This window comes from Ruegeria lacuscaerulensis, assembly GCF_013031245.1.
In the GTDB taxonomy this organism is placed as follows: domain Bacteria; phylum Pseudomonadota; class Alphaproteobacteria; order Rhodobacterales; family Rhodobacteraceae; genus Ruegeria; species Ruegeria lacuscaerulensis_C.
Genome location: NZ_WPZL01000014.1, coordinates 21,842 through 34,689 on the forward strand (window position 1 = coordinate 21,842; position 12,848 = coordinate 34,689).

At 57.5% G+C, this 12,848-nt stretch carries 12 protein-coding genes and 1 tRNA gene; 8 read left to right on the forward strand and 5 right to left on the reverse strand.

All coding sequences use genetic code 11. The features are described from left to right. Positions 1 to 42 precede the first annotated feature (42 nt). Both GOX66_RS15735 and GOX66_RS15740 read right to left on the reverse strand, forming a co-directional pair. Positions 43 to 315, reverse strand: coding sequence for a DUF2274 domain-containing protein (locus GOX66_RS15735; RefSeq protein ID WP_170763691.1), 273 nt, complete (start codon positions 313 to 315; stop codon positions 43 to 45). Then, entirely contained in the window at positions 312 to 632 is a 321-nt protein-coding gene (locus tag GOX66_RS15740) for a hypothetical protein (protein ID WP_170763692.1), read from the reverse strand. The genes GOX66_RS15735 and GOX66_RS15740 overlap by 4 nt, the downstream gene beginning before the upstream one ends. A 137-nt stretch (positions 633 to 769) precedes the next feature. Here GOX66_RS15740 and GOX66_RS15745 point away from each other — a divergent pair, with 137 nt between their 5' ends. Together GOX66_RS15745 and GOX66_RS15750 are read left to right on the forward strand one after the other, a co-directional pair. After that, entirely contained in the window at positions 770 to 1,366 is a 597-nt protein-coding gene (locus GOX66_RS15745; protein WP_170763693.1) for a recombinase family protein, read from the forward strand. A 15-nt stretch (positions 1,367 to 1,381) separates the two neighbouring features. Next, positions 1,382 to 2,038, forward strand: a complete 657-nt coding sequence (locus tag GOX66_RS15750) for a hypothetical protein (RefSeq protein ID WP_170763694.1) — start codon at positions 1,382 to 1,384, stop codon at positions 2,036 to 2,038. Positions 2,039 to 2,221: 183 nt separating this feature from the next. On the opposite strand, the gene GOX66_RS15755 is transcribed toward GOX66_RS15750, so the two are convergent. Continuing rightward, positions 2,222 to 2,296: transfer RNA gene (locus tag GOX66_RS15755), tRNA-Gln, on the reverse strand. A 598-nt stretch (positions 2,297 to 2,894) separates the two neighbouring features. Here GOX66_RS15755 and GOX66_RS15760 point away from each other — a divergent pair. After that, on the forward strand, positions 2,895 to 3,137 hold the full coding sequence (locus GOX66_RS15760) for a hypothetical protein (protein WP_170763695.1): 243 nt from the start codon (positions 2,895 to 2,897) through the stop codon (positions 3,135 to 3,137). 52 nt (positions 3,138 to 3,189) lie between these two features. On the opposite strand, the gene GOX66_RS15765 is transcribed toward GOX66_RS15760, so the two are convergent. Further along, complete coding sequence (locus GOX66_RS15765; RefSeq protein ID WP_170763761.1) at positions 3,190 to 3,672, reverse strand: SH3 domain-containing protein; 483 nt, start codon at positions 3,670 to 3,672, stop codon at positions 3,190 to 3,192. Between the two features lie 177 nt (positions 3,673 to 3,849). Here GOX66_RS15765 and GOX66_RS15770 point away from each other — a divergent pair, with 177 nt between their 5' ends. The 5 genes from GOX66_RS15770 (at position 3,850) to GOX66_RS15790 (ending at position 12,110) form a co-directional block, all read left to right on the forward strand. Next, on the forward strand, positions 3,850 to 4,836 hold the full coding sequence (locus GOX66_RS15770; protein ID WP_170763696.1) for an NAD(P)-dependent oxidoreductase: 987 nt from the start codon (positions 3,850 to 3,852) through the stop codon (positions 4,834 to 4,836). Between the two features lie 62 nt (positions 4,837 to 4,898). Then, the gene (ggt, locus tag GOX66_RS15775; RefSeq protein WP_170763697.1) at positions 4,899 to 6,692 is read left to right on the forward strand and encodes a gamma-glutamyltransferase; all 1,794 of its coding nucleotides are present in this window, start codon (positions 4,899 to 4,901) and stop codon (positions 6,690 to 6,692) included. A gap of 11 nt (positions 6,693 to 6,703) precedes the next feature. Then, the gene (locus GOX66_RS15780; protein WP_170763698.1) at positions 6,704 to 8,116 is read left to right on the forward strand and encodes an FAD-binding oxidoreductase; all 1,413 of its coding nucleotides are present in this window, start codon (positions 6,704 to 6,706) and stop codon (positions 8,114 to 8,116) included. A 96-nt stretch (positions 8,117 to 8,212) separates the two neighbouring features. Beyond that, a complete protein-coding gene (locus GOX66_RS15785; protein ID WP_170763699.1) occupies positions 8,213 to 9,466 on the forward strand; it encodes a hypothetical protein in 1,254 nt (417 codons plus the stop codon). 136 nt (positions 9,467 to 9,602) lie between these two features. Then, on the forward strand, positions 9,603 to 12,110 hold the full coding sequence (locus GOX66_RS15790) for a GcvT family protein (protein ID WP_170763700.1): 2,508 nt from the start codon (positions 9,603 to 9,605) through the stop codon (positions 12,108 to 12,110). A 140-nt stretch (positions 12,111 to 12,250) separates the two neighbouring features. On the opposite strand, the gene GOX66_RS15795 is transcribed toward GOX66_RS15790, so the two are convergent. Continuing rightward, complete coding sequence (locus GOX66_RS15795) at positions 12,251 to 12,787, reverse strand: hypothetical protein (RefSeq protein WP_170763701.1); 537 nt, start codon at positions 12,785 to 12,787, stop codon at positions 12,251 to 12,253. Positions 12,788 to 12,848 lie beyond the last annotated feature (61 nt).

Here is a 12,848-nt window from a genome sequence, read left to right on the forward strand (position 1 = left end):
ATCGATGTGCAACGCGATCCGCTATTTAGATTTCACTTACCTCTAGTCCTGATCCTTGTTCAGAGAGGGCGGCTGCTGTTGTTTCTTCTGGTCGGTCTTCGAGAAAGACTTTCTTGCTGTGGCGAACCCTCGGTCGGTTGACGTGAAGCCGGCAAGCATGGGGGCTACGAGGCGAGCAGGCTCCAGCTCCTGCCCGGTCTGGTGGCTCAGGACCGTTGCGTAGTCACAGAGGTTGCGGTGGACGTCGGCGGGAAGCTCCACTGTTATCTTGACCGGTTTGTTGTCATGGATTGGGCCACGCTTCAGCTTCGTCATCTTACTTCTCCCAAGGGCTCAAGGATCAGGTCGCGCGTGACCATCACGCGGAAGGGGAAGCCCAGGCGGATGTCCGGACCTCGACGGCGACGGCGCGAACGCGTGGCGAGGCCGCGGTCGACGTTGCGGCAGTTGCCTTGTCGGTCATTGGCGAACCGCGCGGCCGTATCGCCACGAAGTCCGGGTGATCGGAAATTACCACCTTCGGCGTTGGAGCGATCCACATCCGGGCAACAGGCTGAAAGGGGTCCATTGTCGTTTGCGTTTTCCAAAGTGACTTGAGCGAAGCACCGATAGTTGAATTGGAGTTCTGACATTTAGACTGTTGACAGTGCAGGTCCCATTTGCGTGGTCCGCACCTAGCGGGCAGTCGGTCCGCTTGCTGATGTTGCAACCAAGTAGAAATGTCCCTCCCTCTGCAAAGTAGAAGTGTCCCAGTTGCCGCGGAACGGTATTGCAGCCTGACAGGGTGACACTTAACGTGTTGCTCAGCTTCGCTCAGTTCGAACGGGAAGTCACGGCTGAACGTATCCGGGACAAAATCGCAGCTTCTAAACGCAAGGGCCTGTGGATGGGCGGGAATGTTCCGCTCGGGTATCAGGCTGACGGCCGGACGCTCAAAATCGACGAAGAGGAATCGGCAACAATAAGAGCGCTCTACGAACTCTATCTGGAGCATCAAACCATTCTTGATGTCAGAGAGGGGGCGGAGGCACTGGGGCTCCGGTCCCGGCGCCGGCAACGCCCGGGCGGACGCGTGACAGGCGGTAAGTTTTTTGACCGCGGACACATTCATCATTTGCTCAGCAATCCGATCTATGCCGGCCGTATCCGACATAAAGGGCAGGTCTTTGAGGGGCAGCACCCTGCCATTATCGACCCGGAAGTCTGGAGCCACGTGCAACAGCTACTTACAGATGGTGCGGCCAGGGAGCGTGGAGTAAAGCAGAAGGCAAAGCAGTCCGTGCTGGCCGGAAAACTCTTTGACGAGACCGGAGATCGGTTGACACCCAGTCATAGTCGCAAAAATGGGAAGCGTTTGCGTTACTAAATCTCCGGGCGACTGGTGACTGATAGTAGTCAGAAGCATCCAGATGCATGGCGGTTGCCTGCAGAGCAGCTTGAAAACGTACTGGCCGAAGTGGTCAGACAATGTCTGAGCCAACCGAACGCCGTAACATCAATGGCGCTGCATATGTCGGCGGCCGAAATTGCTTCAGCAGCGGAGCATCTCAGAGATTGCCAGTCCATCAGCAAATGCCTCGGCCTGATTGCGCGGGCAGATCTGAGACAGGGGTCCCTGGCCGTGCAGCTGGATCCTCGGGCACTCGCCCGAACGATGGAGTGCAGGGCGGATCAGGTCGATGCCAAAGAACTAACGATCGAAGCGCCATTCCAGATGCGCCGCAGAGGTGTGGAGCTGAAACTGCACCTGGGCGATGCACCGCCTGAGATCGATCAAACACTTGTCCGCAATGTCATCAAAGCGCGCCGGTGGTTGGCGATGATCATTGATGGCAGAACGTTTCCAGAAATCGCGGAAGAAGAGGGCACGTCCAAACGCCGGGTGCAGAATTTGATCGATCTGGCAATGCTGGCGCCTGATGTTCTGGATGCCATCGCTGCGGGCGAACAACCTGATGGCCAGTCAACGGACTACCTGATCAAGTCGGGCTTCCCGGCTATCTGGTCAGATCAGCACAAGCAGTTCTCTGCACTCTGATCTACAGACTCATCCAAAGCCACCAAACTCGTACCGTCGGAATCGCGAACGGAGAGTGCGGCCCGAAATCAACCATTGTTGCGCATAAACTCGGGTCTCAGCTGGAATAGCCGGATGATAACCTGCGGAAAACACGCGGTAATAGGCGACCAAATATTCAGTGCGTGATTTAAGGGGAAATCATGGCTGGGGTGGTAGGATTCGAACCTACGATACACGGTACCAAAAACCGCTGCCTTACCACTTGGCTACACCCCAACGGTGAGGCGCTATCTACGATTGTTGTTTGGAGGGTTCAAGACCTTTCCGACAAAAAATGAACAAGGTTCCAAAATATTTTTCGGGCGGCGAGAGCGCCTGTTTGCGACGTTTTCACTTTAACGTTTTTACAGCCAATTTCGCGTAAGTATGTGCGTGTGGCATCTCTTTATGGAAGAAACCTGATTGCGGGTTCGAATATGAATCTTGCGAAAAATACCCTGTTACTGTTTGGCGATGGGGCAGGAACAGCAGCTATGAGAAATCAGGTCCTAAATTAAAGGGGCAAAAAAGTTGAGACGTGAAAGCCTTGCTCCGTCTGAATGATCGATTCCAAGGTTTTTCAGACTAAGATGCTGAACTGCACTATTCATGTGGCGCTCAGAGCGGTCAATACATGGATGAAGAGCCCAGCGATGGCGCACAATTGCCGATGATGCATGGTAAGTCCAAGCTATACCGCTATTTGATCTAGGGATTTGTGGCTGTCGTGCATCGTCGGCTTGCCCCGAATTTGGTCGGACTCGGACGCTCGGATAAGTCGGAAGTGCGCAGTGGCTTTAGTTATGAGCGCTATGTCTTGTGAGTGAGCGGGTAGATGCGTGAGACGAAGCGGCACAATATTGGTCCGTTCTGCGGAGACTGGGAGGGGCTGATCGGTGCAGTGTGTTGGGCGGAAATGCTGGTGCCTTTTCGCCTGTTGGCCCGGCTTTGGTTGCCATTCGCTAAGCTCGTCAGGACTTCCGCGATTGCCGCATCCGGGCAATCTTACGTCCTGCTGCCGGATGCAGGCCGTTTTCTGCAAGAGGAAGTCTGTTCAGAATTTGTCAAACCGATCTGAGATTTCATTGCAAGGACGCCTTAAGCCACAAAGGTGGTGTCAAATGCCGTGGTTACTCGCGGATCTCGGAGGGATCGACGCCCCAAAGGCTGGATTTCAAGGCCCAGCCGCGATACCCGCCAGCCGAAATGTGACACCAGTCCACGCTACAACTGCCCAGCCGTGCCACGACTCCGGCTTCGAATTTGGCGCTTATCGGCGAGTTTGTGTCGGGGCTGGTGTAGGCCGGCAGCAATTCGGATTCGATCAGTACAGTGCGCACACCGGACAGCAAGGCGTAGTGGACCCAGCCTCCGGCACCGTCACGATCCTGGACCCGGCGCCAGTTGCCATATTCCGCTGTGATCTGCAGTGGCATCCCGCGCCGTTTGAACACCCAGTCGATTCGGTGGGTCAGAGATGGCCCACGACGTACGTTCCCTTCGGCAGCTTTCATCGAAACATATCGCGGCAAGGGCAGGTTGGTGACTGGGCCACGCTTGTCCTGCGCGTTGGCCGTCACCGCACCGAGTACGATGAGAAACACGGACGACATCGCCAAAAAACGGCGTTTCACCGGTAGAATACCACTCACTGACTGCCTGCTCTCGTGCCTGTTTGTCTGGTTTCGAAAAAAGGTCGACTCAATGCCTCTGGGGTTCTTGTGCCCCGCCTTATCCTGCGCCACGATGCCATGACGCGCGAAGGTTTGCAAAGCAATGGGAGTGCGAAGGTGCCAAGAGAACGTCTGAGTGTTGTCGTTACGCGACGGTTGCCCGAGGCGGTGGAAACCCGGCTCAGCGAATTGTTCGATGTGCAGCTGCGCAACGAAGATACGCCCTTGTCGCGGGAAGAGCTGGTAGCCGCCGTGCAGAGTGCGGATGTCCTTGTGCCCACCGTAACTGATACGATCGACGGCGGGTTGTTGGGGCAGGCGGGTGAAAGACTGCGTTTGATTGCCAATTACGGGGCCGGGGTCGACAATATCGACGTGGCCACGGCCAGGCAGCGGGGCATCCTTGTGTCGAATACCCCGGGTGTTCTGACCGACGACACCGCCGACATGACCATGGCCCTTATCCTTTCAGTGACCCGTCGGATCCCCGAAGGCCTGTCTGTCATGCAAAAGGGTGACTGGACCGGCTGGGCGCCGACCGCTTTGCTGGGCGGCCGGATTGGCGGGCGCCGCCTTGGCATTCTGGGTATGGGACGGATCGGGCAGGCCGTCGCACGCCGCGCCAGTGCTTTCGGGATGCAGGTGCATTACCACAATCGCCGTAGGTTGCGCCCCGAGATCGAACAGGAGCTTGAGGCGACCTATTGGGAAAGCCTGGATCAGATGGTGGCGCGGATGGACGTTATATCCATTCATTGCCCCTCCACGCCGTCGACCTTCCATCTTATGAACGCGCGGCGGTTGAAACTGATGAAACCCACAGCCGTCGTCGTGAATACCTCGCGGGGTGAGGTGATCGACGAAAACGCTCTGACCCGCCAGATCCGCTCGGGTGGAATCGCCGGGGCGGGGTTGGACGTCTATGAGCACGGGACGGATGTGAACCCGCGCCTGCGGCAATTGCCGAATGTTGTTTTGCTGCCCCATATGGGATCGGCTACGCTGGAAGGGCGGATCGAGATGGGCGAAAAAGTCATTATTAATATCAAAACGTTCGAAGACGGTCACCGGCCGCCGGATCAGGTCGTGCCATCCATGTTGTGACGAGTTTTTTACTCTGCGCGGCTGCCGGGGCGACACTAAAAACAGATTTTCAGGAGGATACTATGAAACGAAGTCTGATTTCGGGATTGTTTGTCACGGCAGTGGCCTTTGCCGGGTCTGGGTTCGCGCAGGAGACCGCCGATGCGGTCGCCCCGGAAGGGGCGTCCGAAGGGCAGGTTCAGGGGCTGACCGAGGAAGTCATCGCGTCACTTGAGGCGAAACTTGCCGGTGTTCCGGTGGAGTCCCAAAACTGGATGGTTGCGGCAGCGAATCCTCTGGCCGTTGAGGCCGGGGCCAAGGTATTGCGAGCTGGCGGTTCTGCGGCCGATGCAATGGTCGCGGTGCAGGTTGTTCTCGGGCTGGTCGAACCACAATCCTCGGGCCTTGGCGGTGGGGCGTTTCTGGTCTGGTACGATGCAGCGACGGGCAAACTGACAACGCTGGACGGGCGTGAAACCGCCCCGCTAGAGGCGAACCACAGGCTTTTCCACGATGAGAATGGTGAGCCGCTGAAGTTCTTTGATGCCGTGGTAGGCGGGTTGTCTGTCGGCACGCCCGGCACGCCTGCGTTGTTGGAGCAGGCGCATCGTCGCTGGGGCCGCAGCCCGTGGCCCAGCTTGTTTCAGGATGGCATCAAGCTGGCGGATGAGGGGTTTATTGTTTCTCCGCGTCTGGCCAGCCTTGTCGAAGCAGATGCCGAGCGCCTGTCACGCTTTCCCGTGACCGCAGAGTATTTCCTGCCCGGGGGAGAACCTTTGCAGCAAGGGCAACGCCTGACGAACCCGGCCTATGCCGAAACGCTGCGGGTTCTGGCGAATGAGGGCTCTGCCGGGTTTTACGGAGGAGAAATAGCGGCGGGTATCGTCAGTACGGTTCGCAATGCTCCGGGAAATCCGGGGATTTTGTCCGGTATCGATCTTGCGTTGTATCAGGTGATCGAGCGCGAACCGGTCTGTGCCGCTTATCGCAGCTATGAAGTCTGCGGCATGGGGCCACCTTCGTCCGGGGCGCTGACTGTCGGGCAGATTCTGGGTATGTTGGATGGGTATGATCTGGCGGCAATGGAACACGAAGACCCGCATGTCTGGCGTCTGATCGGCGACGCGTCGCGTTTGGCTTTTGCCGACCGAGGGCGCTATATGGCGGACCATGATTTTGTCCCCATGCCCACCCAGGGTTTGGTGGACCCGGATTATTTGTCGAAGCGCGGTGAACTGCTGGGTGGCGAGGGCGCGTTGACCGAGATTGCGCCGGGCAATCCGGAATTCGATCACGCGTCGAACTGGGCGGATGATGTCTCGCTTGAGCTGCCCTCGACCTCGCATATTTCTATCGTGGACCAGTATGGCAACGTCCTGTCGATGACTACGACGATTGAAAACGGGTTCGGGTCGCGGCTGATGACGAACGGGTTCCTGCTCAACAATGAACTGACGGATTTCTCGTTCAAAACCCACAGCGACGGTGTGCCGATTGCCAACCGGCTGGAGCCCGGCAAGCGTCCGCGCTCGTCGATGAGTCCAACGATTGTGATGGAGGATGGCGCGCCTGTGCTGGCGATCGGATCGCCCGGGGGCAGCCGCATCATTGGCTATGTGGCCAAGTCGATCATCGCCTGGGCGGACTGGGATATGGATGTGCAGCAGGCACTGTCCCTGCCTCATATGGTCAATCGCTTTGGGACTTATGATGTTGAACTGGGCACGGCGGCCGAGGGTTTGTCGGATGCGTTGATTGAACAGGGGTTCGAGGTTAATCCGCGCGATCTGACGTCGGGGCTGCATGCGATTGAAATCGGTGACGTACTGGTCGGTGGTGCCGATCCCCGGCGCGAAGGCATCGCGCTGGGAGAATAAGGAGAAACCACATGGTGCAGGTGGCCGAGCTACCGCGAAACGAAGCCGGGATTGAAATGGCTGTCGGCATCCTGAAGCAGAAATTTGAGGACCGTCTGCAAACCGGGCAGGCGATCCGCGAACAGCACGGGCACACGACCACCTGGATCGAAAACCAATCCCCGGATGCGGTAGTCTTTCCCCATTCGACCGAGGAAGTGTCCGAAATCGTTAAGACCTGTTCCCAGCACAGGGTGCCAGTCATTCCTTTTGGTACCGGTACCTCGCTGGAGGGTCATGTGAATGCCCCGGCTGGCGGCATCTCGGTGGACCTGACCCAGATGAACAAGGTGCTGGCCGTCCACGCCAGTGATCTGGACTGTGTTGTGCAGCCCGGCGTGACGCGCGAAGACCTGAACACGCATCTGCGCGATCAGGGGTTGTTTTTCCCTATCGACCCCGGTGCGAATGCTTCGCTGGGCGGAATGGCCGCGACGCGGGCATCGGGCACAAATGCGGTGCGTTATGGCACGATGAAGGACAATATCCTCAGTCTCGAAGCTGTGATGCCGGACGGTCAGATCATCCGTACCGGCCACCGGGCCAGGAAGACCTCAGCCGGGTATGACCTAACCCGCCTGTTGATTGGGGCCGAAGGGACGCTGGGCATCATCACCGAACTCACCCTGCGCCTGCAGGGCATCCCAGAGGCGATCACATCTGCACGGTGTTCCTTTCCAACGGTCGATGCCGCCTGTCAGGCGGTGATGATGACCATCCAGTACGGCGTACCTGTCGCCCGGATCGAATTGCTGGATGAGGTGTCGGTTAAGGCTGCCAACGCCTATTCCGGATTGAGCCTGCCCGAAACGCCTCTGTTGCTGTTGGAATTTCACGGATCGGAAACCGGCGCGATTGAGCAGGCGGAAACCTTCGGCCAAATCGCCGAGGAATTCGGAGGCGCGGATTTCGCGGCGACCTCGACCACGGAGGAACGCAATAAACTCTGGCAGGCCCGGCACGATATGTACTGGGCCAGCCTGCAACTGCGCCCCGGCGCGCGCGGGATTTCCACCGACGCCTGCGTTCCGATCTCGCGTCTGGCCGAATGCGTCAGGGCGACCCGGGAAAGAGCTGAGGAACTGGGGCTGCTGGCACCCATTGTCGGGCATGTCGGGGACGGCAATTTCCACACCCTGTTGCTGATCGACATGGAAAACGAAGACGAAGTGTCCAAGGCCAACGGGTTTGTCGGATGGCTGAACGACCTGGCAATTGCAATGGAAGGGACTTGTACAGGTGAGCATGGAATCGGGCAGGGTAAACGACCCTATCTAGTAAAAGAGCTTGGCCCGGCGGTCACCTATATGGACGCAATTAAAAAGGCGCTGGATCCCAATAACATAATGAATCCGGGGAAAATTCTTCCAAAGACCGATCGCTGAAGTAACGTCGGAGTTTCTGCATTTCAGTCACAAGTCCGCCCCAATTCTTTGCTATCCAACCGAAAAAATGGGCAGCGATAGAATTTGGGATTTCAGATGGACGCTATAAGGTTCATTGGCTTTGCTTTGATTGTGGCTTTGGTTGTGGCGGGCCTGGACTACTACCAGCAGGACAAAAAGGCCGAGGGGTCGCTTTCACTCAACGGATATGTTGAAACCATTAACGACCGCTTTGCCCTGTATGAAAAAGAACGCGACGCGCAACAGGCTGAGCGAGAGCGTCAGAAACTCTGGAAAGCGGGTGCGAAACAATACCTGCCTGAACCACCCCCCGGGTGGAAACGTCACGCCCTGACCGACACCGACAACGAAGCCGTTTCCGCGGTTCTTGCCAAATTCCAGCCTGCTCCGCTGATTAGTTCCATCGCCGATCCGATGGAATTGGCCAATCTCAATCGGTCCGGGAAAGAGGGTGTGATCCGCAAACTGGATGAGACCGGAATGGTATATTCCAAAGATCAAGAGATCGTTTGGCTCGATATCTCGCTGAAACCTAAGTCGGTCCGCAATACCATGGCAGGATTGGCTCTGGGCGCCCAGGAAGCGTTCATGAACGGGACGATGATTCAAAAGGGCTATGCCATAGTCGACGGGGTTGCATTCCTGGAAACGACCGGAAACCTGCTCGATGGCAATGATAAGCCCGAATATCGCGCGTTCACCGGTCGCATTGGTTTTGATCAGGAAGTGGTCATTCGCCTTAACGCAAATGCCAGCGACGCGACAATTCGGGAGTTTTTGGGGCTGGTCGATTACGAAGGGTTGAACGCGCTGTTGCCTCTGCCTGCCCTGATCGTCGGTCAGGGTATAGATGTACCTTTGGAACAACAGCCCAAAATTGCCGACGAGATGCATGATCTTTATGAAACGATGAAAGTCGCGCAGCAAAAGGTGACCCAGGAAAAACTCAAGAATCTGGATGTCGCGTCGGTTATGGTCAACACTTTGACAAGCTCGGGCTTCAACACCGAGGGCGTGGTGGACATCACCAATGGCGAAGTTTTTGAAAATCAGGAATTGTCGCAACTGACGTATATTCGTACGCAGGATCTGCTGCTCAAATCTGCGATGAGTGAGACCGGACCTGAAGACGACGGCGCAGGCGATACCGGAGGGTTTTTCAGAAACCTGATGAACAAAGCGTTTAAGGCTAAGGCCGACGCAGACGTGGCAGGCCCAAAGAGCGCCACCTCTACCGCGACCGCTGTCACGGTCCGCAAGGGCGGCGTAGGGGGGGCATCCTGTGCCGCGCTGGGCAGTAGTAAGCGGTGTTTGGTGGGCAACAACTGACCCGCAGACCGGTAAAAACGACGGCCCGCACCATGTGCGGGTCGTTTTTTTTATATCACTGGTCGGATGAATGTCGCGCCGGGGGCTTCAAATGCGCCATATGGTGGCAGCTTAATTCAAGGGGAGACGCCCGGTTATGAAAACCCAAGTCAAAGCACTGGTCGTTGGCGGTGGCGCCATCGGGACCTCGATTGCCTATCACCTGGCCAAAGCGGGCTGGGACGATGTGATGCTGATCGAACGGGACGAGCTGACATCGGGCTCGACCTGGCACGCGGCTGGTCTGCTGCCGCTGTTCAACATGTCCTATGCGACGACCCACATCCACAAATACTCGGTCGACTTTTACAAGCAGCTTGAGGAAGAGACCGGTCTGAACGCCGGTTTCGCCGTCGTCGGCAACCTGCGTATGGCACAGACGCAGGAACGCATGGACGAATACATGCTCTATGCGTCCACAGCTGAGACCTGCGATGTCGCTTACGAATGGCTGACCCCGGAGCAGATCAAGGAACGCTGGCCGCTGATTGAAACTTCCGATCTGAAGGGTGCGATCTACCACACCGAAGACGGCTACATTAACCCTGCCGACGTGACGCAGGCCATGGCCAAGGGCGCCCGTCAGCGCGGTGTGGACATCGTGCGTAAAATGCAGGCCGACGCCTTCCACTGGAACGGCACCCACTGGGAAGTCACCTGCACCAAAATGGTCGAGCAGGGCGGCAACCTCGTCCCCTCGGACGAACAGGTAGTGATCACCGCCGAGCATGTGGTGACCGCGTCGGGCAACCACGCGCAGCGCACCGCAAAGATGCTGGGCATCAAGATGCCGGCGATCCCGGTCGAGCACACCTTTATCGTCATGGATAAAGACCCTGCGCTGGTCGAATGGCGCGAAGCGGGCAACGCCGAACATCCAGTGGTTCGTGACGCCGACTCGGAGTCCTACGCGCGCGAGGAACGCGGCGGCTGGATTCTGGGAATTTATGAGCACGGCGCACCGGCGCGCTTTGAATATGGCGTTCCCGACAGTTTCCGCGCGGACCTGTTCCCACTCGATCTGGACCGGATCGCCGAGCAGTACATGGCAATGACCGAGCGTGTACCGTCCTGTGCCGAGTCGGGGCTCAAGGACGATTTCAACGGCCCGATCTGCTATACGCCCGACGGCAACCCGCTGGTCGGTCCGGCACCCGGCTTGCGCAACATGTGGCTGGCCGAAGGTTTCTCGTTCGGCATCACCGCCGCAGGCGGTACCGGTTATTATCTGGCGCAGATGATGGTCGATGGCGAAGCTGAGATCGACATGGCCTCGCTTGACCCCAAGCGCTATTCGTCGAACTGGATGACCACCGAGTTCGCGGCGCGCAAGAACGAGGAATGCTACGAGCACGTCTACATCCTGCACCACCCCGACGAAGAGCGTGAAGCCTGCCGTCCATTGCGGACTGTTCCAGCCTATGACCGCCAGAAGGCACGCGGTGCACAGTTCGGCTGGGTGAACGGTTGGGAACGTCCCAACTACTTTGGCCCGCTGGATGCGTCAGACAACTTCGACAAGGAAAGCCGTTCATTCCGCCGTGGTGGGTGGTGGCAGTATGCCGTCGAAGAAGCCAAGGCGATCCGCGAAGGCGTTGGCCTGATCGACGCGTCGGCCTTCACCAAGCACGTCGTCAAGGGCCCCGGTGCGACCCAATTCCTGGACTGGTTCACCTGCAACAAACTGCCCAAGGTCGGTCGTATCAACCTGACCTACGCGCTGACGTCGCATGGAACCACTCGCACCGAATACACCATCGTTCGCAACGGCGAGAACAACTACTACATCGTCTCTGCCGGTGCCTGGACCGAGTACGACGCCGACTACCTGCGCAAGGCGGCTGAGGACAAGATGGAGGAGTTCGGCTATATCGAGATCCAGGACGTGACCACTCAGTGGGGCGTCTTCGCCATCGCCGGACCCAAGTCGCGTGATGTTCTGAAAGAAATCATCAAGGACGCCGATCCGGAAACCGCGCTGTCCAACAAGCGCTTCCCGTGGCTGTCGGCCCGTCAGATCGAACTGGGCATGTGCCCGGTCAACGCGATCCGCGTGGCCTATACCGGTGAGCTGGGTTGGGAACTGCACCACCCGATCGAGATGCAGAACTACCTGTTCGACCTGCTGGAAAAAGCCGGTGAGAAGCACGGTATGAAGCTGGTCGGTGCCCGTGCACAAAACTGGCTGCGTCAGGAGAAATCCTATCGCGCCTTCGGTACCGAACTGGGCCGCGATGCGACCCCACTGGAAGCCGATCTGCCGCGCTTTGTCGACCTGTCCAAGGACTTTTACGGCAAGGCCAAGCTGGAAGAAACCGGCGTGCGGGTGAAATGCTGCACCCTGCTGATCGACGGGCCGGACGATGCCGATCCGTGGGGCCGCGAGGCGCTGTACACGCCGGAAGGTGAGCGCGTGGGCCGTCTGACGTCGGGCGGGTATTCGGTGGCCTTCGAGAAATCCATCGGTATGGGCTATGTGAAGCCCGAGCTGGCGGTTGAAGGCACCAAGCTGAAGGTCAAGATCCAGGACAAACTGTGGGATGCAGTGGTGACCTGCGATAGCCCCTACGACCCGAAAAACGAAACCATCCGCAAGGACGGCTGACCAAACATAGGCCTCGGAGAAGTCCGGGGCCTTTTCATTAGGGACAGTTGAAAGTGCGTCGCTCACGACCGACGCACCGAAAGGCGTTCCATCTTTGATTTTTCATCGCTCAGCCTAGGTCGTGACTTATCGGCAAATAGCTAGTTGTGCAGTTTTAACCGGTCGAGCAGCTCAGCTGTGGCGTCCACAAACGGGCGGCACGTTAGCGAGACGACCTGAGTGTAAAGCCCGCTGGCGTAAGTTTGCACATAAAAACCTGACCATTCAGCGCCACAATAACTTTTGATACTTAACTGATCATTGCCTTTGTAGTTCACCGAATACTTGCCCAGTGAAAATTCGCTGAAGGTCGAGCGGTATTCAGCCTTGTTGGTGATCTTGGATATCCCTTTAAAACTGCTCGTCGGAAAGGGTTCTTCGATCAGGACATTCGTTCTGTTTGGTTCTCCCAGAAATATTGTCAGGCCGCTTTCAGGTTCCAGCGTGTAATCAACGATGAACGTTGAGCCGGGCAAATGCCCCATAGGATGCCCAACGTCTGAAACCGTGCGATCATTGTCAGAGGGGACAAATCGGTTGCTGAGAACTTCGCAGAGAAAACGGCCCCTGATCGGGTCTTCCTGGGCCAATGATTGCGTGGGCAGCAGGGCAATCAGTATAGCTGGTATGGCTTTCATCGCGGCTACACTCCTTCAGTTACCCTAGCAAAAAAGACCGAAAAAGTCACGATACGTGGCC